This window comes from Nonomuraea sediminis (genome assembly GCF_018531495.1).
Taxonomy (GTDB): domain Bacteria; phylum Actinomycetota; class Actinomycetes; order Streptosporangiales; family Streptosporangiaceae; genus Nonomuraea; species Nonomuraea sediminis.
Genome location: NZ_JAHDTI010000009.1, coordinates 187401 through 208209 on the forward strand (window position 1 = coordinate 187401; position 20809 = coordinate 208209).

Sequence of the window (20809 nt, forward strand, 5' to 3'; positions counted from 1 at the left end):
GGGAGATCAGTCGTTGTCGGGGATGAACAGGCCGAGCAGCCAGCTGACCACGCTGATGATGATCGAGCCGACGACCGCGGAGGGCCAGAAGTCCACCACATGGAAGGGGATGTCGAGCTGACCGGCGATCCAGCTGGTCAGCATCAGCATGGCCGCGTTGATCACGAGGAGGAACAAGCCGAGTGTGAGCACGATGATCGCGCACCCCAGCAGCTTGACGATCGGCTTCACGATCGCGTTGATGACGCCGAAGATCAGGGCGACGACGAGCAGCGTGCCCCAGTACTTCGTCGTGGAGCTGGTGGTGACGGTGATGCCCGGCACCAGCTGGATGGCCACCCAGAGGGCGACCGCGGCCGCCAGGGTTCTGATGATGAATCTCACGCTGGTTGATCCTCCCATCTCTGATCGGCTCTCCGATAGAGGCTCAGGGCGACGAGCGGATAGATCATCACGGAGAAGACCCCGGCGGTGACCATCGCGGCGGCCTGCGCCGGCTGGAGCACCCGCTCCTGCACGCCGACGGAGGTGATCACCACGACGAGCGGCAGCGCGGCCGAGGCGAACAGCGCCAGCGCCCTGGGCTCGCCGCGGCGCAGGCCCGGGTCGCGGCGGTGCAGCAGGTAGGTGGGCACGCCGCGAACGACCAGGAAGAGCACCAGGAACACGGGGATCAGCACCAGGCTGCGCGGGTTGGCGAGCATCGCGGTGATGTCCAGCTTGACGCCGCTGACCACGAAGAAGAACGGGACGAGCAGGCCGAAGGCGATCGCGTCCAGCTTGATGCCGATGATCCGCTCCTCCACGTGCGGGCCCGATTTCAGCGCCAGCCGTACCACGATGCCCGCGGAGAAGGCGCCGAGCAGCACGTCCAGGCCGAACTCGTCGGCGATCCAGACCATGGCCATCAGGATGAGCATCACGATCCTGATGGCCAGCTGCCCGCTGGTGTCCATCGTGACGGTGACGAGGTGGGCCAGGAGCGGATGCCGCGGCCGCGCGGCCATCACCGCCGCCACGACCGCGATCACCGCGAAGACCACCATCAGCATGATCGTGTGCAGCTTGGCGCCCTCGGTGGTGATCAGCGCCAGCATGATGATGGGCCCGAACTCGCCCAGCGACCCGATCGCCAGCACCCGCCCGCCGAACGGCCGCTCCAGCGCCCCCGCGTCGCGCACCATCGGCAGGATCGTGCCGAGCGCGGTCGTCGTCACCGCGAGCCCGATCAGCTGCGCGGCCAGCGAGAAGCCGGCGACGGCCAGCCCGAACAGCATCCCGGCCGCCATCGACACGAACCAGCCGATCGTCGCGAGCCTGATCGGCCTGCCCTTGATCCGGTCGAACTCGATCTCGAACCCGGCCATGAACATCAGCATCGACAGGCCGAAGTTCGAGAACAGGTTCACCGAGGCGTCGACCACGACCCAGCCCAGGACGACCGGCCCCACCAGCACACCGAGCAGGATCTCCAGCACCACGCTCGGCATCCTGATCACGCGCCGCATCAGGTGCGCCAGGATCGGCGCGATGGCAGACGCGAGCACGACGATCACGATGCTGAACATGCACGCTAAATGCCCGGCGATCACGATCCGTAGTCAAGCGTGATCGTTCGAGTAGGGTTGGCGTTATCGATGCCGCATTGGGGGGAAGGTCTCCGCAGGGGAGGGAGCGAGATGGACGCCAATGGTCTGGAGTCGTTGCCGGCCAACGAGCTGCACGATCGCGCCGTACGCTACGCCGTGCGCCACGGCGATTTCGGGTTCCTGTGGAACCTGCTGAAGGTGATCCCCGCCGCCGAGGCCGCCAGCGGAAACGACGACGAATCCGCCAACGACCTCAGCCGGGTCTCCGCGCTCCTCAGCGACGCGATCGCGGCAGGCGAGGGCGAGCTCGGCGAAGCGCTCAAACCCGTCTACATCGACTACCTGACCAAGCACCCGGACGCCTAGCCCGCCAGCCGGGCCTCCGTCCCGCTGTACTCCGCCAGTCCCGGCGTGCTGAACTCCTGCCCGTCCCTGCCGACGATCAAGGTCTGGTACGGCTCGGCCTCGGCGAGCTCGGTGGCGAAGCGCCTGGCCAGGAGCGGACCCATGGCGTACATGGCGGTGGCGTAGGCGTCGGCCACACCGAGGTCGGGTCCGAGCACGGTGACCTGGCCCTGCCAGGTCTGCTGCGCGCCGGTCCGCGGGTCGACGATCCTGGCGCCGCCCGAGGTGGCGATGCCCAGGCAGTTGGCGTGGACGATCTTGCGTACGACGTCGGTGCGCGGGTCGCGGATGGCGACGTGCCAGCGCTTGCCGGGCGCCGCCGAGCCGCGGACGCGGATGTCTCCCGCGGCGTTGACCTGGTGGTCGACCGCTCCGGCTTGGGTCAGCGCGCGCGAGAGCCGCTCAAGCGCCCAGCCCTTGATGTAGGCGGACGGGTCGAGCACGCCCTTGATGCGGGCGTCGAACCAGCCGTCCGTGGCCTCGCTGAGGCCCTCGCAGCGGTGCAGCACCTCGATCAGCTCGGGGATCTGGCGAATGGTCAGGCCATGGTTGAGCCGCCAGATCTGGCTGTCCTCCTTGACCGGGTTGAAGGTGTCATCCACCCATCGCAACCAGGCGAAGGCGTCGTCGAGCAGGGGTGTCAGTTCCCGGCTCGGCAGGGCCGTGCGAATGTCCACGCTGACCGGCATGCCCATGACCATCTCCACACGGGCGCTTCCGGGGAATGTCGTCACCTTGCCTCCTTACTCCGCAGCCAACCGTCCCACGGAAGGCGTAATGCCGGGCTAAACGCATTTCTTACGTTTGACCCGCTGTACGGCGAGCCGCCGCAGCGACCCGCGCACGTACCTGGTGAACGAGCGGGGACCGGCGATCGTCACCTCGCGCTGCGCGATGTCGGGTATCTCACGTTCCAGCCCGGAGGCGCTGACCAGCTCTTTGGCCCGCGGATCGTGCTCGCCGCCGAGGACGAGCCGCACGCCGTACCTCTCCTCGAGCTCGCGGAGCTCGGGGGTGGCGCGCTCGGCGCGGTAGATGGCCACCGTGTCGCGATCTTTTAGGATTTGCCGGATTCGGGCGGGCGCGACGCCCGAGGCGATGAGGACCGAGCCCCTCGCCGGTTCGGGGGCCTTGTGGCTCCAGACGGCCATCACGGCGGCCGTGCCGTACAGCAGCAGCGAGCCGGTGCGGCTCAGGCTCGTCACGTACGCCGTGGAGGCGAACTGGTGGGCCAGCACCAGGCCGCCCGCGAGGTAGCCGGCCAGCCGCAGCCGCTGCCGGTTCTGCTCCGACAGAAAGCGCTCGACCGTCCAGACGGTCACGACGCCGAGTGCGACGAGCAGTGCGGTGACCGCGTACGCGGACGGTTTCCACGGGTATCCGAAGCCCGGCTGGAGCGCCCCGAACTCGGCTACCACGACTCCGGCCCAGAAGATGACGGGCCATTGCTTGGGTGTTGCCTCGCCAGCCATGCCATCGACGATGCGCGCCAAAGATGAGATCTGTCTGAGTAAGGTCTAAGACATGGCTAACGTGCGAGTTGAGCGTACTGAGGACGGTGGGTTCGTGGCGACGAACGCCAGGGGCGCCGAGGTACGGATGGGCGGTGGCGACGACGACGGGGTGTTCACCCCGGTCGAGCTGCTGCTGGCGGCGGTCGGGGGCTGCAACATCGTGACCGTGGAGCCCCTCACGGCACAGCGCGGACAGCGGCTGATCCGGCTCGCGATGACCGTCGAGGCGGAGAAGGTCGAGCCCAACAAGCTCGGGCCGGTCACGGTCACCTACGATGTGGAGGTCCCCTCCGAGAAGGCCGACGAGGTCTACCGGGCGGTCGCCACCCGCGTCCACGAGAAGTACTGCACGGTCTCGCGCTCGCTCCAGGAGGGAACTGACGTCCGTTTGGAGCTTCCCTAGCCTGATTAGGCGGATATTCGACCTGGTTATGACGCGTCCGTTGCATTCGCCTCGCTAGTGTCGAAGCAGGTCAAGAGTCCTGCGACTGACTAGCAGACTTTTACCGATGCGGACGCGGAGGGGGACCGTCGTCTGCAGTGCGGGACCGCCGATGTTTTTGGGGGAAAGCATCGGCCTGGACCGCCATAGATCGGGGCCGGACAGGTTTGGGGGAACTGTCCGGCCCCGATTTCATGCCCGCAGACGGCCCACCTGACCGACTTGTCCGGATATTCTCTGACATCGTGACAAGGGTCCTCATTGACTGTGATCCGGGCATCGACGATGCCCTGGCGCTCGCTCTGGCCGCCTCCCGCCTGGAGATCGTCGGCATCACCACCGTCGGCGGCAACGTAGATCTCTCCTTGACCACCGCCAACGCGCTCGCCCTCCGCGAGTTCCTGGATCTCGGCGACGTGCCCGTCACGCCGGGCGCCGCGGGCGCCCTGATGCGCAAGACGGTGCGGGCTCCGCACGTCCACGGCGACACCGGGCTCGGCGACGTCGTCCTGCCGCCTGCCGTACGGCCGGCCTCGCAGGGGCACGCGGCGGACTTCATCATCGAGACGCTGGCCGCCTCCCCCGGCGAGATCACGCTGATCGCCATCGGGCCGCTGACGAACGTGGCGCTGGCCGTACTCCGTGAGCCTCGCGTCGTGGAGTGGGCCAAGCAGCTGATCATCATGGGCGGCTCCTTCACGCGCGGCAACCACAACCCCGCGGCGGAGTTCAACATCCTCGCCGACCCCGAGGCGGCCTCGATCGTCTTCGACGCGGGCTGGCAGGTGCACATGATGGGCCTGGACGTCACGCTCACGGCCCTGGTCACCTCGGAGGTGCTCGACCGCATGCGCGGCCTCGGCCGCCTGTCCGACCTCCTGGTGCCCGCAGCCCAGTACTACGGCGTCATCAGCGCCGACGGCGGCCCCGCGATCCACGACGCCGTCGCCGTGGCCTACGCGCTCGACCCCACGCTCGTGACCTCCGTCCCGGCCCGGGTCGACGTGGAGACGAAGGGTGCGTACACCTCAGGCATGACGGTCACGGACTTCCGGGTCTCCCAGGGAAACGCCCAGGTGGCAACCGTTCTTGACGTCAAGCGCTTCTGGGATCTCGTCATCGGGGCCTACGAGGAGCTGGCGCGACGGCTTGGGTGATGTGCCGGAGGTGCTACAGTTACTGCTGTCGCAAGCGCCGCTAGCTCAGTTGGTCAGAGCAGCTGACTCTTAATCAGCGGGTCCGGGGTTCGAGTCCCTGGCGGCGCACAGACAAACCCCAGGTCAAATGTTGACCTGGGGTTTTGTGTATCCGGACGCGCTTACTTGGGCGGCTCCAGGACGGTGTCGATGAGGTAGACGGTCGCGTTGGCCGTCCGGATGTTCGGGCACAGCACCTCGGCTTTGCCGTTCACCGTGATCGTGTCGTCGGTCACCTCGGTGGTGATGGTGCCGGTCTGCCTCGTGCTGAGCTTGGCGTCGGCCAGGTCGGCCGGGGTCTTGCGGCCCTGGACCACGTGGTAGCCGAGGAGGCCGAGGAGCGCCTCGCGGTCGGCCAGCCACTTGTCGAGCCGCCCCTCGGGGAGCTTGTCGAACGCGGAGTTCACCGGTGCGAAGACGGTGATGTCGCGGGAGTTGGCGAAGGTGGCCGCGTACGACGCCTGGTTGATGGCCGAGACGAAGGTCGACAGCTCCGGAATGCCGGACATGGCGGCGACCACCTGCTGCCCGGACATCGTGTCGCGGCTACCGGGCCCTGAGGGCGGGAGGATGTCGCAGCCGGCTACCGGCGTCGGGGTGGGCTCGCTGATACGGGGAGTGGGCGTGGGGGTCCAGGACGGGCGCGGAGACGGCGACCAGTCCGGGGAGGGGGTGGTGGGCGTCTCGGGCGTCTCGGGCGTCTCGGGCGTCTCGGGCGTCTCGGGCGTCTCGGGCGTGTCAGGCGTGTCAGGCGTGTCAGGCGTGTCAGGCGTGTCAGGCGTGTCATCCGGGGCCGGGATTGAGGACAGGGGTTTCGCGGGGGCGAGCGGGGGCGCGCCGGCCAGGGTCGCCATCACACAAACCGCTGCGAAAGCGAATGAAAGGCGCGTTCTACGATTCATGGACTGATACCCCCGAAAACAGTCGTCATCTGACGCTGTCACCGGGACCGCGGCTACGACCAGCGCAGGTCAGGCCGCCCTGAGGACGGAAATCACCGCCCTTCAGGACGCACGGAAGTGCGGAGTCACTCTCTCCTCTGAACGATCAGGTAGTCGAAGTCCGTGGGCAGGACGGTGATCCGGTCGGAGAACCACTCCACCGTGAAGGCGCCGTCACCCTGGCTGCCCACGCACACTCCCGGCATGGCGACACCGGCGAACCCCCGGGGTGCGGCGTCCGTGGTGAGCAGGATGATCCCGGAGCCGTCCGCGAGAGGGGAACGGATGCGCACCGGATCCCCGCTGTCGGTCATGGCGTCCGTCGTGTTCACCCCGGCCAGCGAGGGGTCGCCGGAGTCGATGACGACCCAGTTGAACCCGACGTCCACGGGCGTCGGCGACAGGTCGAGAGTGGCGACCGTGAAGACGCCGTCGTTCTTGGCGTCCACCTTGAGTCCGGTGATCTCGTGCTCCGACGGCTCGGCCAGTTCCACGGTCAGCAGGATCACCGAGCCGCTCTTGACCGTGTCCGCCGGCACATCGAGGCTGTTCTCCCCTTGCGGGATGGACCCGGAACCCGCCTCATAGGGCATGCCGCCTATCGTCCCCTTGGCCCGCTTCATGACGAGGTAGCCGAAGGCCATCCCTTCCACGCTCTCCCCGTCGATCGGCGCCACCGAGAAGGAGCCGCCCTCGCGGCCGGTCACGCCGAGGGACCCGATGGGTCGCAGTTCGCGGGTACGCGGCTGACCGAGATGGGCCGAGTTCCCGGCGATCCCGGACAGGTCAGAGGTAACGAAGATCTTCGCATCGTCGGACAGCCCGGGCACCGCGACGGACGCGTACCCGCCGCTGAGCGCGCCGCTTCCGGCGACGTAGGTCTCCCCGGCGGGGAACACCGGTTTCGGCTCCGGCCGCCGCAAGTTGATCACGACGATCGCGACGACGGCGACGAGGGCGATGCCCATGACCGCGACCAGGGCTTTCATCGCCCATGGCGCGATCAGCGGAAGCGCCACCCTGGTGCCTTTGACACGGAACGACGTCTCACCGTCGTCGATGCTCGCCGTCACGAAGAAGGGGAGCTCCCGTGGTTTCCCGGTGAACGGAGGGCGCGCGGACACTCGCAGAGGCACCACGGTGCGACCGGGGTCGATCGGCAGATCGGTCACCGGCATCGACATGCGCAGTGCGTCCTCAGGGTCGGAGGCGCTCAGCCGAGCCCGGTGGGTCAGGTTGCCCCGGCTGTTCAGGGTGATCGAATGGCGGGTCGCCCACCGGCCCCGGGAGACCTCAGGGGTCAGCTCGACCTTGAGGTCGTCGAAGCCGCCGACGATGCACGTCCCCTCGGCGTACGCGAAAACGCCCCTGCTGACCCGGGAGCGGGCCAGTACGGTGAACTCCGCCTCCCCCGCGGGAACGGACGGGGAATGTGGCGGGGCGAAGCTGATCGCGCAGGTAGCCGTGCCTCCAGGCGGGACCACGAGCTCGTCGGGCTCCACGGTCGCGAACGCCGCCGCGTCCCCCTCGACCTCGACGTCGACCCGCTCGACCCGGGTACCCCTGTTGCGTACGGTCACGGTCGTGGATGCCTGCTCGCCGGGCGTGACGGAAACCCATCGCTCGGACAACCCGGCGACGAGTTCCGCATGCTGCTCAGGCGGACGCGGCTCTTCGGGCTGCGGCAGGCGGTTGTCCTCCGGCTCACGGTCGCGGTCGTCCCAGGCGAGATACTCCCCGCACTCGACGCAGAACCTGGTGCCGTCCGGGTTGACGTCGCCGCAGTTCGGGCAGGTGATGCTCATCCCAGTCCTTCGGGGCTGTGGCGTTCTTCCGCGCGGACTCCGAGCGGTTCCCTTACCGGTGGCGCGACGGGCGCGGGCGAGTCCGGCGTGATCGGAGCGCTGACCACGACATTGACGAACGGCCGCGGCCCAGCGGCGGCCTCGAGGGTCCGGTCCTCCCGCGGTGGGCAGGCGGCCGCCATCGTGACCGGGAGCCCGAGCTCTGCCAGCGAGCCCGTCAGCCGGTCGGCCGGGATGGTGTCATGGGCTAGCAGCGCGCGCAGGATCGCACTCAGCAGCCGATGCTCCTCCTCCGGCTCCGGAGCGCGGACCGTCACCAGGTACGACAGGCTGAGGTACCGGGGAGGGCGGCGCCTGGCGGTGACCGCGCCGTCGGCGTTGACCTCGTTGATCGTGCCCTGCCGTCGCCTGCCCAGGTCCTCACGGATGTCGTAGAGGCGGAGGTGCACCGCGGGCGCCTCGCCCTCGGCCGCCGGCTCCGCTCCGGGCGCGCTGAGGAGAACCTCGGCCTTGGAGCGGGCCAGCGCCTCCCGGCGGATCAGCTCGCGCAGCGCGTCATCGACCTCGCCGATCACCCCGTCCTGTTTGCTCACAGCAGCCCGTTGCGCAGGGCGTAGGCGACCGCGTGGGCGCGGTTGCGGAGGTGAAGCCTGGTGGTGATGTCGTGCAGGACGGTTTTCACCGTGCGTTGCGAGTACGCCAGCTTGGCGGCGACCTCCGCGGTGTCATAGCCGTCCGCGATGAGACGCAACACCTGGACCTCGCGCTCGGCCAGGCCGGAGAAGTTCAGTCCGCGCGGGGTGAGCAGGTCGCCCTGTACCCGGCTGACCTGGGCGAGCAGCCTGCCGAGCAGATCGGCCGGCATGGAGCCTCCGCCCGCGATGGCCGACCGGATCACGGAGACGAGTCGTTCGGGGCTCGCCTCCGCCCGCCGTACGACGCCTGACACCCCGATCTCCACGATGGCGAGCAGCCCGGAGTCGTCCACGGTTCCGGCGACGACCACCAGCCGGAGGTCGCCGTGGCAGCGCAGGGTGCGCAGGACGCCCAGGGTCTCCTGGCACACGGTGTCGGCGACCACCAGTGCCACGTGCGCGTTCTCCGGGTGGTCCGCCTCCAGGATCTCGACCTCGGACCGCTGCTTGAGCTGGCTCAGCACCCCGGCACGGGAGATGGGGTCGTGGGCCCGCACGACCACCTGGATACGCTCCATCCGATCTCCATTCGGCGCCCGCTCGATCCGGCAAGGCAGATACCTCCGAAAATCGCATATCCAGCATTCCGAATGTGCCCGCGTCGCCCAGGGCAGCGCCAGAATTCGATCAACAAACCTTTGCCACACGGCGTACGAATGTCGTTATTTCTTCGCGAGAGCGGATTCTATTCTCCAATCTGGAGCACAGGAATTCGATGGGGGCGGAACATGGCGACACTGAGCGTCAGAACGAACATGAATGTGGCAGTGAGGTCCATCGACGACACCACGTCCTCCGGCCTGGGCAGCTCGTTCAATGTCAGCAACGGTTTCCCCGTGTCAGGGAAGGCGCTGGCCACGCCCGGCGTCCCGCTGACGGTTCAGATCTCCGCCGAGAACGACAGGGGCGACGGCAACACCTGCACGTTCGTGGTCACCGACCCCGAAGGCAGCGGGCTGTTCCTCGGGGAGGCCGCCCTGACCTGGCAGGAGGGCGACACCAGCACCGGCTGGGTGGAGTTCAGCGGTTTCCCGCTCCGAGCCGACGGCGTCTCGCCTGTGGGTGACTGCGACTACAGCATTTCCCTGGTCCACGACACCGACTCGAGCGGCACGCGAATCGGTGTCCGAGTCTTCACCCTCTGACGGCAAAGGAAAGCGCACATGAGCACTGAACCGGACCTGGAGACACTGCCCGACCTCGAACTCCCCGAGCAACTGCCGGACGACGCCGAGGTGGACCTCACCGAGCTCCCCGTGTTCGACGTCTGCCTGCGATTCAACGGGCGTCCCTGGCAGTCGCTCAAGGTTTCCGCACCGTCGCCGGAGGATGTCGCGGTAATCATGGACAACTTCGCGGCCAGAATCAATGCCATTCTGGTTCAGCGGCGCTATCCGCCCGGAATGTGCACCTGGACGCATAACGCCTGCTTCTGAATTCAGGATTGGCCGGGCGGGTTGAGTATGGTCACCTCGACGCTGACGTGAGCGGGTACGCCCAGCTCGAGCACCTCCTTGAGCCAGGTACGGTCGACCTCCGTCTCGTCGGGAAGGTGGATGGTGACCTTGGCCTCATCCGTGCCCGGCAGATGGCCGCCCGGCCTGGTGGACCAGCCGACGCCGCCCGTGTCGGTGACCTGCGCGTCGACGCCGGTGAGGGTGTTCACCAGCCTGGCCAGCGCGTCCAGGGTGCCGCGCCCGCGGTGCAGTGACACGGCGTCGGCCACGAGCGCGCGTCGCTGGGCCTCGGTCATCTGCTCGCCGAAACCGATGGCGACCCAGTTCGCCAGCCACGGGAGCATGTCCGAAGGCGTGAGGGCGGGGTCGAGGTAGCTGTCGAGGCAGTCCAGCGTCGTGAGGATGGGGGCGAGCACTTCGTCCAGCGCCTGTGTCAGGTTCTGGGCGAGGTCGTCGGCGAACATGGCCGGCAGCTGCTCGCCCAGGGGATGGGCGCTGGCCAGGTGGGTGACCGCTCCACGCATCGCTCATTGCTCCACTCTGATCTGGTGCCTGTAGGAGAAGACCAGGGCGTCCTGTTCCAGGACGATCCGCTGGGTGGGCTCGCCGCGCTCCCCGGTGACCGGGTCGGCCTCGAACAACTGGACGTCCTCGACGAGCTCGACGCCGCCCACTCGCTGGAGCACGGCGTGGACGTCCCCCGACTGCACCATGCGGCCGAACGGCCAGCCGGTGCCGAACTGACCACCGGTGATCGGGTTGAGGAAGGTGTCGAGGGCCAGCACGGCGTTGTTGTACACCGCCTCGCGGATCGAGCCCGACCTCGCCAGCAGCCTGGCCACGACGGTGACACCCTGGTAGTAGGGCGGCTCGACCAGTACACGCGCCCCCAGGCAACGCCGGGCACCCAGGTACAGCCCGATCTTCCTGACCAGTTCCTTGGTGGGCTGCAGGTGCTCGAAGCTCATCCTGGTTGCGTTCACGCGTGGCACCACCAGCACCCGGACCCCTTGACCCGGCGCGGGGACGCACTTGATCCGTGCCGCCTCCGGCGCCGCCTCCCGCGCGAGTGCCTCGTAGTCCTCCACGGTGACGGCGCGGTCCCTGATGCGCAGTTGCAGCGGGCCCCGAGCGGCGGCGTTGGCCGTCGACTCGGCGTCCACGCCGCCCATCGCGGGCTTGCCGTTGGTGACCGAATTCACGAACGGCATCGGCTCGCGCTGGACCTTGAGCACCCCGCGTGCCACGTTGCCGCGGGACCCCCCGCCGGTCAGGTAGCGCGGCACCTGGATGAAGGCGCCCTTCTCCGGCACGTCACCGTAGCGGCACAACGAGCCGTCCTCCTCCCGTACCGCGGGCCCGAAGACGATCTCGCCCGCGGCCCGGTCCACCATGACGTGCCGGTCACCGGGTCCCGAGGTGGCGAAGGAGCTCACCTCGGTCCACTCCTGCGTACCGCCACGCGCGTGCACGTGCACCACCAGCCTCTCGTCGGTGGCGACCATGGGCGGGCGCAACACGGCGAGCCGCTGCCCGGGAACGCCCTCCGCGACGCCCACGATCTCGTCCGCCACGACGTCGGCGTGAAAGGCCGCGACCGTCCCGCCGACGGTCGCGGCGCTCACCGCCATGACGCGCGGCGTGGCGGTGTACGACGGCTGACCTTCCCTCGCCTCGACCACGCGGCACCGTAGCCAGCCCGCCCGGTGCTCTCCCAGCACGGAAGCCACATGGTCGCCCGGTACGTGCACCTCCACCACGCCGTCCTGGGTCAGCCCGCCCGTGGTGTCACGGCTCACCCCGCACGTCGTCCAGTCGCTCGTCTCCCCGTTCCAGTACTGCCATTCGAGCGGTGGGTCGCGGGGATCGACTCCGGGCCCGGCGACCGCGCAGTCGAACCTGAGGCGGACCACGCATCCGGGCACGGCGTTCGAGAGCCCGAAGTACACCGCGTCGCCCTGGCGGGGTGAGCGGGCGAAGCAGTCCACACCCGTCCCTTCCGCGAGCTCGTCGTTCTGGTCCACCGGAGCGGATCCGACGGAGCCGGTGGAGAGCTGAACAAGCGAACACGGGACGATCACCAGGTCGGCTTCGGTCATGAAGACGACGGGATCGCTCGCGTCCACCGTGCTCTCGCTCGCCACGGGCGTGCCCGCCGGGATCGTGACCGGCTGCTGCCTGGCCGCCGACAGCGTGAACGTGAGGTCGCAACGCGCCGGTGCCGGCGGGAACCGCCGTACGCCGATGAGGTCCAGGTAGCGAAGGTAGTGCAGGTCGGTGACCCGGTTCAGACGGTAGAGCAGCTGGTCGACCATGAACGCGAACGCCTCGATGAGCGTGACACCAGGATCGGAGACGTTGTGATCCGTCCATGCCGGACAGCGCTCCTGGACGAGGCGTTTGGCCTCGTCCACGAGGTCCTGGAAACGGCGGTCGTCGAGGTTGGGAGCGGGAAGCGCCATCATGCTCCTTCGTTCGGGATGACGTAGAAGGGGAAGACGAGGTTGCGCGGGTCGTTGTCACCGCGGATGGCGTAGCGGAGGTCGATGAGCAGGATCCCCTCGTCCACATGGTCGAAGCCCACGTGGACGTCGTGCAGGCGGATGCGGGGTTCCCAGCGTTCCAGCGCCTGCCGTACCTCGTAGGAGATCAGCCCTGCCGTGGCCGCGTTGGTGGGCGCGAACACCAGATCATGGATGGCGCAGCCGAATTCCGGCCGCATCGGCCGCTCGCCGGGAGAGGTGCCGAGGATGAGGTGGATGCTCTCCGCGATCTCCCGCTCCCCTGCGGCGAGCTCGATCGACCCGGTCCGGTCGATCCTGATGGGAAAGGCCCAGCCCGCGCCGATGAAGTCCCTGCTCATGGTCATCCGCCGATCATCACCGTCGGGCAGCCGACGAGGATCATGGCCCCGCATCCGGCACGGTCGCCCACCCGTGCGGCGGGCAGCCCGCCGATGAGCACGGTCGCGCTGCCGGGCCCGACGATGGGCGTGGGTGGGTGCGGCGTCGTGGGTGAGGGGAACGAGCAGGCGTGCATCGTGGTGAGCGTCGCCGCGGGCATCCCGCCGATGAGCACCGTGGGCACGCCAGGCCCGGTGATGACGCCTGGGTGATCCGTCGGGTCGCCCACCCGTGCCGCGAAGCCCATCAGTTGATCCTCACCTGGGTGCCCCTGATCTCCACGTCGGCCTGGCCGGTCATGGTGACGCGGGCGCCTTTGAGCTCCAGCTGCCCCATGCCCGCGTCGATGGTGACGCCGTTGGCTCCCTTGATCGCGAGCATGCCGGTACGCGCGTCCAGCCGTACCGTCAGCCGCTCGTCACCGGAGGCGAGCAGGACTCCGCTGCCGCCGGTGACCGAGTCGACGAGCTCCAGCCGGTGACCGGTCCTGGAGACCAGGGCGCGAACGTTCACCTGCCCGCTGACGTCGTCGATCATCGGGGTGGACAGGCCGGGTGGCGCGTCCTGCCCGTTGTAGAGACCGCCGAGCACGTACGGGTGGTCGAAGTCCCCGTTCTCGAAGCCGACCAGCACCTCGTCTCCGACCTCGGCGGGCAGCACCGCTCCCCGGTCGCTCCCCGCACCGGCGGTGATCACCCTGGCCCAGCCGCTGGTGTATCCGGCGGCGAGCCAGGGCATGCTCAGCCGGAGCCTGCCCTGCCCCGCCGGGTCGTGCACGTCGCTCACGATGGCGGGCACCAGTCCCAGGCCGCCGGGCGGTGCCGGGCAAGGGGGGCATCCGGCCGACACGGTGAAGGCGGTGGTGTAGCCGGTGACGCCGGAGAACGCGTGACGCGTCGTCGACAGCGTGTACTTTCCTTCGAAGGGCGCGCCGACGTTGGTCAGCGCGACCACGGTGCCCGCGCGCAGCACCGGATCTCCCCTGACCACGCCCTCCAGTTCGGCCGCGCTGCCGCCCAGTTCCGCGGCCAGCGCGCCGGCCGCGGCTGCCACGTCGGCTTGCGTGCGGTACGTGCTCTCGCCTGCCGTCAACGACGGCGCGCCGAACCGCTTGCCCAACGCGACCGGGTCGGCGCCGGGCACCTCCGCCTCGGCCGCGCGGGGGGTGGCCATGGCGGCGACCTCCTGCTTGTTCTCGAAATCCCAGCCACGCACCTCGACCTCGGGCACCTGGCCCCCGGCCGTGACGGTGGCGCGGAGCGACAGCAGGGCGCCACCCGCCTCGACGGAGACCGCGGGCCCCGCGGGCGGCCTGGGCAGCCGGAACGACAACTTCCCGTCAGTGACGCGCACCCTCGCCCCGGTACGGCGGGCCAGCCGGCACAGGAACTCCCAGTCGCTGATCCCGTCCTGGTTGATCTGCGTGCCGGGGCGGCCGCCGACACCTGGCAGCGGGTCGATCTCCCCCGGTTGCAGGCCCGCCCGGCGCGCCACCTTGCGCACGATGTCCGCGACCGTCATATCCGGATATACGGCCACACGCCGGCCTCGCATGAGCCGGTGTGCCTCGTCCATCCCCCGCACCTCGGCGTAAGTCCCGTCGGGGGTCACGTCGAGTGCCACCGAGGTGACCTCACCGTTCATCAGCAGGCGGGGACCACCGGGGTCGGAGGTCTGCACCTTCAGCCGTACCTTGGCGCCGATGGCGAAGCCGCCCTTGCTCAGCGCCACGTTGGCGTCGTCGCGGAAGCGCAGGACGAACATGTCGGGAAGGTGACCGCTGTCCTCGACATATCCCGATACGAGCCGGATCGCGACGTCCTCCGGCAGAGGGTTGCCCTCAACGTCCACCATGAGGCCACCGGTGAACAACTCAGCGGCCACCGGTCAGCTCCTCGATCGTCGGGAGCAGCAGCCGCGTTCCCGGCCGCAGCCGCATCGGGTCGTCGATGCCGTTCGCCTCGGCAACGGCCCGCCACAGGCCGGGGTCGCCGTACGCCCGGTAGGCCACCGCCGCCAGCGACTCGCCGGCCACCACCACGTGGACGTCGAAGGCGCCGAGTGCGCCCGAGGTCGGGTTCTGCCTCGGCGGGACCTCGGCGATCTCCTCCATAGTCACCGAGCAGACCGCCCTGATCGGCAGGCCACCCGGGGTGAACAGGGTGAACCTGGCCGTCACGTTGCTCACGAACGCGGTGAACCCGTTCAGCAGCCCCCACCGCAGGACCACCCACGGCGGGCACGACTGGGCGTTGGCCAGGGTCCTGTCCGTGGGGACCACGCAGGTGAACAGCTTCTCCACCGCCTTGACGACCTTGTCGTCCATGGTGTCGCTCGCGTCGAAGAACATCTCCAGCGTCAGCTTGCACGGCTCCGGTCCCTGGAACTGGGGCACGCCGCTCTTCCTGGTGTTGCGCTGCGGGCTCCGCCGCCATCGTGCGGCCTTGGTGAACGACAGCTCGTTCGGGTTGAACTGGAAGCCGATGGTGTCGTAGCGGGTGCCCGGCTTGCCGATGCCGCCGCTCGGCGGGTGGAGGACCTCGAGATAGGCCCGTTCCAGGCTGGGCGGCGGGCCCTGGCCGGCGGTCCAGGACGGCGCGGACGCCGCGAACGCGACAGGCGTGGACACGGTCAGCCTCCCCAGCCCGGTCCGAAGAACCCGTGGTGGGCCAGCTCGACCGTCTCCGTGGCGGCCCTGGGCGTCCCCGCGTCGAACCGCGGCCCCGTCCACCTGACAGGAACGACGTCACGCAGTCCCCAGCTCGTGATCAACTCGCCCGCCAGGGTGCGCGCCTCGATGGTCGCCGTCCTGCGCGCCGCTCCGTGCACCGTCTCCGCGAACCACTTGGTGACGTCCTTACTGGCAGCGGTGACGGGCCGGGACAGCCGCACATGGGAATACCTCACCCGGGTCGGCAGCTGCCAGACATAGCCGTTGTTGCCGCCCTCCTCGCGCTGCTCCATCTCCACCTCGCAGCCGAGCCCGTCGCAGCTGTCGAACGTCCCCAGGTCATGGCCGTCGATCTTGAGGACGTAACACACCGCGACCGCGATCTCCTCCTCCGCCATCGCCGTCCCCCTCAGTACCGCGAGTCCATGGGCAGCCCCCGCCGCTCCCGTTCCAGCCGCAGGTCGGCTCTCAACCTGCGCAGCAGCGGTTCATAGACCGTCTCCACCAGCTCTTCCACGTTCACGCCCCCTGCTTCACCGCTCTCCGCCGCCCGCGCGGGCTGCTCTTCTGGAGCGTGTTCGGCGCGCGCCTCGCCCCCAGGTCCTGGTACGGCCTGCGTCCAACCCCAGCGCCCCTGCGCCTCCAGGTCAGGTTCGTGTACGGCAGGCGTCCCGTTGCGGGGCTCCCTTCCTGCCGACGGGCCCGGTGCCTGCCCGCCCGCCGGTACCACGGTCGCCCGTTCCTGGTATCTCGGCCGGGCGGGCTCGTGCCTGGGGATCCGACCTTTCGTCGGGGGTTCTGTGCGATCCCCTGGCGGGGCTGGTGTTCGCCGCACGTCGCCGTCCCTGTCGATGCCGCCGCCACGTGAGGTCCTCGGTGCGGAGAGACCTGGCGCGGGTGCGGAGAGACCCGGTGCGAAGGAACCCGGCGTGGGCGCGCCGAGCGTGGGGACATGCTCACGAGGGGACTCGGTGGTGGTCCCTGTGACGATGGCGGCGTCCGGCTGGTTCGGCGTGCTGGGCCCAGGATGCTCGCCGGCGGTCGTGGTCGGCTCCTGAGCCCGCCGTACGGGCGGGGCGATGAGTGGTTCGCCCAGGCCCAGCGGGCGAGACCGAGGGGCATCGCCTGCCGGTCGCGGCATGACCGGCAGGTCGAGCCCGCCATCGGAGGTGCTCGGAGCCGGGTCGGCCGATGGGGTTGCGGGCATGTCGCCGACCTGCGCGGTCATGTCGCCAGGTACGGCAGGCGCACCGGTGGTGGGTGCGGAGACGTGGCGCGTAGGAGGGGGTTCCCCTTCGGGAGCGATAGGCGGGGTCGGCGGCGCCTGCCGTACGGAATCGTGGGGCTGCGACACGGCCCGCGCGGGCTGTGACACCGCCCGCTCGGGCTGTCTCGTGGGCGACGTGGGCTGTGACGCCACCCGCTCCGGCTGTCTCGTGGGTGGTGCGGGCTGCGACGCGGGTGGTGTGGGCTCGGGATGTGGACCACTGGGTTGTGCCGGGTTAGAGATCGGTGGCACCAGCTCCGCGGCAGGGGTCAGTGGGGCGGGCGTCACGTGCGACGACACATTCGCGGGCGGGGCGGGGGCGAGCCGGGGCGGGACGGATGCGGGAGTTTCGAGGGGTGGGGTGGATCGCACCTCGACCTCAGGCGAGGCAGCCGATGGAGCGTCCCCCACGCCAGGGGCGTGAGCGGCAGGCAGCGACGCAGAGCGCGAGTCGATCGCGGGCTCGGCAGGCGACCGAGCAGGCTGCGCGCTGGGCTCAGACACGACAGGCGACCGAGCAGGCAGCACATCAGGCTCAGACACCACGGGCGACCGAGCAGGCCGCACATCAGGCTCAGACACGACCGGCGAGCGAATGGGCCGCACGTCGGGCTCAGACACGACCGGCGAGCGAGCAGGTTGCACGCCAGACTCAGACACCACGGGCGACCGAGCAGGCCGCACATCAGGCTCAGACACGACCGGCGAGCGAGTGGGCTGCACGTCGGGCTGGGACGCGGCGGGCGAGCGGGTGGGGCGTACTTCGGGTGGGGCAGGCGGTGGGGTGGGGCGGATGGCGTGGGCGAGCGGGATCGGGGTGGCGAGGTTGTGGATGAGGCCGGAGGGGGCTTCGGCGGCGCGCTCGTGAGCCAGGGCGGCCAGGAAGGACGGGTTGTGCCAGGACGCGAGCGTCGCCGCGAAGCGGGCATGCAGGATCAGCACAGGATGCGGGGCGACGGCGAGGGTGATGGGAGGCAGGGTCTGCCAGTCGGTCAGTGAGGCGGGCGCCGGTGGCCGCGAGCGGCGGGAGGCGCGCCAGGGCCATCTCATCGAGGGGTGCCCTGCGAGGTGTGGTCGACCAGGGCGGCGATCTGGGTCACGAATCGCTCGCGGTCGGCGTGCTCCAGGTCCAGGATGTCATCGAGAGGCCAGTGGAAGTGGTACGCGACGTAGGCGATCTCCTCGTAGAGACGGCTCGGCGCGTGGGTCACGATTCCCCCAGGCGGCTGCCCGAGAGATCGACGCTGAACTCGTGCCCGCAGCCGGGGCAGGCCACGCCCGCGCGCGCGTGCCCCTCGCTGTTGACCCTGCGGTAGAGGTCCTGCAGGAACGCCAGGTCGGCGGCGAAGAGGTTCTCGATGATCCCGGGGTGCACGTCGGTGATGCCCCCCAGGCGGGTGACCACCCGCCCGAGGAGCACGACCGTGAGGTAGGCGGGGTTCTCGCGCACCCGGTCGTCGCGTAGCGGGACGAGCTCGTCGCGAGCGGTGGCCAGGCGCATGACGCCGTCACGGTGTACGGTGCCGGACCCGTCGAGGTATCCGCGTGGCAGCCGGAAGGGGAATTCGGTGCGCAGCGGCGGCTCCCCTGAGGGCGTCTGGTGATCGGCGACGGCCGTCGATCGCCACATGCTCACTCGACCTCCATCTGCTCGTAGGTGACGACCAGGGTCTCGGTGAGCACGTTGGTGTCGCCCGCCTTCATGGCGCTGATCTCCAGGCTCTTCGGCCAGGCGTTGAGCAGCTTGTAGCGCTTGATGGGGTTGTTCTCGAAGTCGTAGACGATGATCGCGCCGCCCTTCCTGGCGTTGGACATCCGGCCGAACTGCGCCTCCTGCGCCCACTTCTCGAAGCTGTTGTCGGCGGTCAGACCACGGACGAGCGTCACCTCGCCAGCTTTGGGACGGCCGGGCAGCTTCTTGACGACGTACTTGCCGTCAGGGGTGTTCTGCCGCAGCTCGATGACGTCCTGGTCCATCTTGAGCCCGGACACCTCGCTGATCTGCTTGATGACGATGCCGTCCACTTCCAGGCCGAAGGAGTGGGCGACCGCGGTGTCGAGGTCGGGAAGTGCCATCTGCGATCTCCTGTGCTACTCGCTGACGAGGCTGACGCCGCTGGCCATCTGGGCCAGGTGGAAGATGACGAACTCGGCTGGTTTCACCGGTGCGACACCGATCTCGCAGACGACCTTGCCCTGCTCGATGCTCTCGGCCGGGTTGGTGTCGCGATCGCACTTGACGTAGAAGGCCTCGTCGGGCGTGAGCCCGAACAGCGCGCCCCTGCGCCACTCCATGACGAGGAAGGCGGCGATGGTGCGCCGGATCCTCGCCCACAGGGCATCGTCGTTGGGTTCGAAGACCACCCACTGGGTGCCGTTGATTATCGACTCCTGCAGGTAGTTGAACAGACGCCGGATGTTCAAGTACCGCCATTGCGTGTCGGTGGTGGCAAGGGTGCGCGCTCCCCACACGCGGATTCCCCGGCCGGGCATGACCCTGATGCAGTTGATACCGTGCGGGTTGATCAGGTCCTGCTCCTTGCGGGTGAGCTGCGACTCCAGGGCTATCGCGCCCTGGATCACTTCGTTGGCCGGCGCCTTGTGCACCCCTCGGGTGGCATCGCTGCGCGCCCAGATACCGGCGATGTGGCCGCTCGGCGGGATGCGTCTGGTCCCCTTCGTCTCCGGGTCGAAGACCTTGATCCACGGGTGGTAGAGGGTGGCCCACATGCTGTCGAGGTTGAGTGTCGTATGCCATTCCAGCATTCCCTGCGCGGACAGTCCCGGTGGCGCGTCGAGGATCGCCATCCTGTCCTTCATCTCCGCGCAGTGGGCATTGAGCTCGTTCTGCACGCTCTTGACGCCGTCGGCATCGATGGCGCCCCGCTCGAACGCGCCCATCAGGTCGGGCATCGCGATCATCGTCACCTCGTCGATCGCCGCGAGCCCCTTGACGCCGCTGCGCTCGTCCTCGCTCCCGATGTACACGTCCGGTGTCATCTTGGCGGGCAGCACAGGGGGCGCGGCTGGTGTCGTCAAGGTGACGGTCTTCGGCTCCAGCGTGGCCAGCTCCGCACCCGTCTCCTCGACTTTGATCAGCTTCGACTGCCGGACGACCGTCGCCAGGCTGCCCTTGCCGGACTTCGGGGGGAACTCGAAGGTCTCCTTGACCTCGCCGCCGCGCTTGACCGTGATCGTGAACCGCTCGTCCGACGGCTCTTCACCTTCCGGCACGGGCGCCTCGGTCACCGAGACGCTGATGGCCGATCCTTCGCCCTCGGGCAGTTCCTTGGCGACGATACGGAAGGAGCCGAGCATCGCCTGCGGCACCGGGGTCGGAGCGGCGCCGTCGCCGCCGATCCGGACCACGTAGCAGGCACTGCCGCCGTTGAGGAAGAACCCGTAGACGGCGTGTGCGAGGAGGCCGCCCGCGAAGGACGACCCGAACACCTTGGTGTACTGGGTCCAGCTCGTCACCAGCGTGGGCTCGCTCGGCCCCATGCTCGCGAATCCGACGAACGCGGCGACAGCCGTACCCACGCCCTCGATCGGCCGGGAGCCGGAGTCGGCCGGGAAAACATAGACGCCCGGCGATTGCACGTTTTCAGACATCGTCCCTCCTCGGCGATACGGCTACGTCGTGTCCTCCCCACTGCGCCGCCGTGACGGCAGCGTCATCGGGCGACCATCAAGGCGGAGTGCGCGAGCCTGTCGGACGGACCTTTCGGGCAGAGCTCCACGTTCCGGTCCTCGTCGACCCCGACTCCGGCCACGGACACGTGACCGTGGGCCGCCAGGATGCACCTGGGACTGACCCCGACGGTCAGCGTGGGCCCGCCAGTTCGAAAGCATCTGTACCGCCCTGGCCGGCGAGCTACGGCGATCCGTCTCGCGCCGTACAGCACCGATCCGTGGCACGGGCGT

At 69.1% G+C, this 20809-nt stretch carries 24 protein-coding genes and 1 tRNA gene; 6 read left to right on the top strand and 19 right to left on the bottom strand.

Translation table 11 applies throughout. The features are described 5' to 3' along the window. Nucleotides 1-6 precede the first annotated feature (6 nt). Both KIK09_RS32530 and KIK09_RS32535 read right to left on the bottom strand, forming a co-directional pair. The gene (locus KIK09_RS32530; RefSeq protein WP_214323234.1) at nucleotides 7-384 is read right to left on the bottom strand and encodes a phage holin family protein; all 378 of its coding nucleotides are present in this window, start codon (nucleotides 382-384) and stop codon (nucleotides 7-9) included. After that, nucleotides 381-1568, bottom strand: a complete 1188-nt coding sequence (locus tag KIK09_RS32535; RefSeq protein WP_214323235.1) for a cation:proton antiporter — start codon at nucleotides 1566-1568, stop codon at nucleotides 381-383. Before KIK09_RS32535 ends, KIK09_RS32530 begins: the two co-directional genes overlap by 4 nt. Nucleotides 1569-1679: 111 nt before the next feature. Here KIK09_RS32535 and KIK09_RS32540 point away from each other — a divergent pair, with 111 nt between their 5' ends. Next, nucleotides 1680-1955 (top strand): hypothetical protein, encoded by a 276-nt coding sequence (locus KIK09_RS32540; protein ID WP_214323236.1) that lies wholly within the window; start codon nucleotides 1680-1682, stop codon nucleotides 1953-1955. On the opposite strand, the gene KIK09_RS32545 is transcribed toward KIK09_RS32540, so the two are convergent. Further along, the gene (locus KIK09_RS32545; protein ID WP_214323237.1) at nucleotides 1952-2728 is read right to left on the bottom strand and encodes an FAD:protein FMN transferase; all 777 of its coding nucleotides are present in this window, start codon (nucleotides 2726-2728) and stop codon (nucleotides 1952-1954) included. The genes KIK09_RS32540 and KIK09_RS32545 overlap by 4 nt on opposite strands. 51 nt (nucleotides 2729-2779) lie before the next feature. Next, nucleotides 2780-3466 (bottom strand): ferredoxin reductase domain-containing protein, encoded by a 687-nt coding sequence (locus KIK09_RS32550; protein WP_214323238.1) that lies wholly within the window; start codon nucleotides 3464-3466, stop codon nucleotides 2780-2782. Nucleotides 3467-3518: 52 nt separating this feature from the next. Between KIK09_RS32550 and KIK09_RS32555 the strand changes: the two genes are divergently transcribed. From KIK09_RS32555 to KIK09_RS32565, 3 genes are all read left to right on the top strand, one after another. Beyond that, nucleotides 3519-3911, top strand: a complete 393-nt coding sequence (locus KIK09_RS32555; RefSeq protein WP_214323239.1) for an OsmC family protein — start codon at nucleotides 3519-3521, stop codon at nucleotides 3909-3911. A gap of 284 nt (nucleotides 3912-4195) precedes the next feature. Beyond that, the gene (locus KIK09_RS32560) at nucleotides 4196-5107 is read left to right on the top strand and encodes a nucleoside hydrolase (protein WP_214323240.1); all 912 of its coding nucleotides are present in this window, start codon (nucleotides 4196-4198) and stop codon (nucleotides 5105-5107) included. Between the two features lie 34 nt (nucleotides 5108-5141). Further along, nucleotides 5142-5215 (top strand) — tRNA-Lys (locus KIK09_RS32565). A gap of 53 nt (nucleotides 5216-5268) precedes the next feature. Here KIK09_RS32565 and KIK09_RS32570 read toward each other — a convergent pair. The 4 genes from KIK09_RS32570 to KIK09_RS32585 form a co-directional block, all read right to left on the bottom strand. After that, nucleotides 5269-6000, bottom strand: a complete 732-nt coding sequence (locus KIK09_RS32570; protein WP_214323241.1) for a fasciclin domain-containing protein — start codon at nucleotides 5998-6000, stop codon at nucleotides 5269-5271. 173 nt (nucleotides 6001-6173) lie between these two features. Beyond that, the gene (locus KIK09_RS32575; RefSeq protein WP_214323242.1) at nucleotides 6174-7892 is read right to left on the bottom strand and encodes a zinc ribbon domain-containing protein; all 1719 of its coding nucleotides are present in this window, start codon (nucleotides 7890-7892) and stop codon (nucleotides 6174-6176) included. Next, nucleotides 7889-8485: a Pvc16 family protein gene (locus tag KIK09_RS32580; protein WP_214323243.1), complete on the bottom strand. Its 597-nt coding sequence runs from the start codon at nucleotides 8483-8485 to the stop codon at nucleotides 7889-7891. Before KIK09_RS32580 ends, KIK09_RS32575 begins: the two co-directional genes overlap by 4 nt. Beyond that, a complete protein-coding gene (locus tag KIK09_RS32585) occupies nucleotides 8482-9105 on the bottom strand; it encodes a helix-turn-helix transcriptional regulator (RefSeq protein ID WP_214323244.1) in 624 nt (207 codons plus the stop codon). Before KIK09_RS32585 ends, KIK09_RS32580 begins: the two co-directional genes overlap by 4 nt. A 237-nt stretch (nucleotides 9106-9342) precedes the next feature. On the opposite strand from KIK09_RS32585, the gene KIK09_RS32590 reads away from it, so the two are divergent. Then, complete coding sequence (locus tag KIK09_RS32590) at nucleotides 9343-9732, top strand: hypothetical protein (protein WP_214323245.1); 390 nt, start codon at nucleotides 9343-9345, stop codon at nucleotides 9730-9732. A gap of 18 nt (nucleotides 9733-9750) precedes the next feature. Beyond that, complete coding sequence (locus KIK09_RS32595) at nucleotides 9751-10023, top strand: hypothetical protein (protein ID WP_214323246.1); 273 nt, start codon at nucleotides 9751-9753, stop codon at nucleotides 10021-10023. A gap of 2 nt (nucleotides 10024-10025) precedes the next feature. Here KIK09_RS32595 and KIK09_RS32600 read toward each other — a convergent pair whose 3' ends face one another. The 11 genes from KIK09_RS32600 to KIK09_RS32650 all read right to left on the bottom strand — a co-directional run bounded on the left by KIK09_RS32600 (nucleotide 10026) and on the right by KIK09_RS32650 (nucleotide 20497). Next, entirely contained in the window at nucleotides 10026-10568 is a 543-nt protein-coding gene (locus tag KIK09_RS32600) for a phage tail protein I (protein ID WP_214323247.1), read from the bottom strand. Nucleotides 10569-10571: 3 nt separating this feature from the next. After that, nucleotides 10572-12509, bottom strand: a complete 1938-nt coding sequence (locus KIK09_RS32605; protein ID WP_214323248.1) for a putative baseplate assembly protein — start codon at nucleotides 12507-12509, stop codon at nucleotides 10572-10574. Next, complete coding sequence (locus KIK09_RS32610) at nucleotides 12506-12913, bottom strand: GPW/gp25 family protein (protein ID WP_214323249.1); 408 nt, start codon at nucleotides 12911-12913, stop codon at nucleotides 12506-12508. The genes KIK09_RS32605 and KIK09_RS32610 overlap by 4 nt, the downstream gene beginning before the upstream one ends. Beyond that, on the bottom strand, nucleotides 12910-13194 hold the full coding sequence (locus KIK09_RS32615) for a PAAR domain-containing protein (RefSeq protein ID WP_214323250.1): 285 nt from the start codon (nucleotides 13192-13194) through the stop codon (nucleotides 12910-12912). The genes KIK09_RS32610 and KIK09_RS32615 overlap by 4 nt, the downstream gene beginning before the upstream one ends. After that, a complete protein-coding gene (locus KIK09_RS32620; protein ID WP_214323251.1) occupies nucleotides 13194-14831 on the bottom strand; it encodes a VgrG-related protein in 1638 nt (545 codons plus the stop codon). Before KIK09_RS32620 ends, KIK09_RS32615 begins: the two co-directional genes overlap by 1 nt. After that, the gene (locus KIK09_RS32625) at nucleotides 14821-15576 is read right to left on the bottom strand and encodes a CIS tube protein (RefSeq protein ID WP_214323252.1); all 756 of its coding nucleotides are present in this window, start codon (nucleotides 15574-15576) and stop codon (nucleotides 14821-14823) included. The genes KIK09_RS32620 and KIK09_RS32625 overlap by 11 nt, the downstream gene beginning before the upstream one ends. Before the next feature lie 2 nt (nucleotides 15577-15578). Beyond that, the gene (locus tag KIK09_RS32630) at nucleotides 15579-16016 is read right to left on the bottom strand and encodes a phage tail protein (protein WP_214323253.1); all 438 of its coding nucleotides are present in this window, start codon (nucleotides 16014-16016) and stop codon (nucleotides 15579-15581) included. A 1915-nt stretch (nucleotides 16017-17931) separates the two neighbouring features. Beyond that, complete coding sequence (locus KIK09_RS32635) at nucleotides 17932-18096, bottom strand: DUF6760 family protein (protein ID WP_214323254.1); 165 nt, start codon at nucleotides 18094-18096, stop codon at nucleotides 17932-17934. Continuing rightward, nucleotides 18093-18521 carry a hypothetical protein gene (locus KIK09_RS32640; RefSeq protein WP_214323255.1) on the bottom strand — a complete coding sequence of 143 codons (429 nt, stop codon included), beginning with the start codon at nucleotides 18519-18521 and terminating at the stop codon, nucleotides 18093-18095. The genes KIK09_RS32635 and KIK09_RS32640 overlap by 4 nt, the downstream gene beginning before the upstream one ends. Then, complete coding sequence (locus KIK09_RS32645) at nucleotides 18518-18961, bottom strand: phage tail protein (protein ID WP_214323256.1); 444 nt, start codon at nucleotides 18959-18961, stop codon at nucleotides 18518-18520. The genes KIK09_RS32640 and KIK09_RS32645 overlap by 4 nt, the downstream gene beginning before the upstream one ends. Nucleotides 18962-18976: 15 nt before the next feature. Beyond that, the gene (locus KIK09_RS32650) at nucleotides 18977-20497 is read right to left on the bottom strand and encodes a phage tail sheath family protein (RefSeq protein ID WP_214323257.1); all 1521 of its coding nucleotides are present in this window, start codon (nucleotides 20495-20497) and stop codon (nucleotides 18977-18979) included. Between the last annotated feature and the right edge of the window lie 312 nt (nucleotides 20498-20809).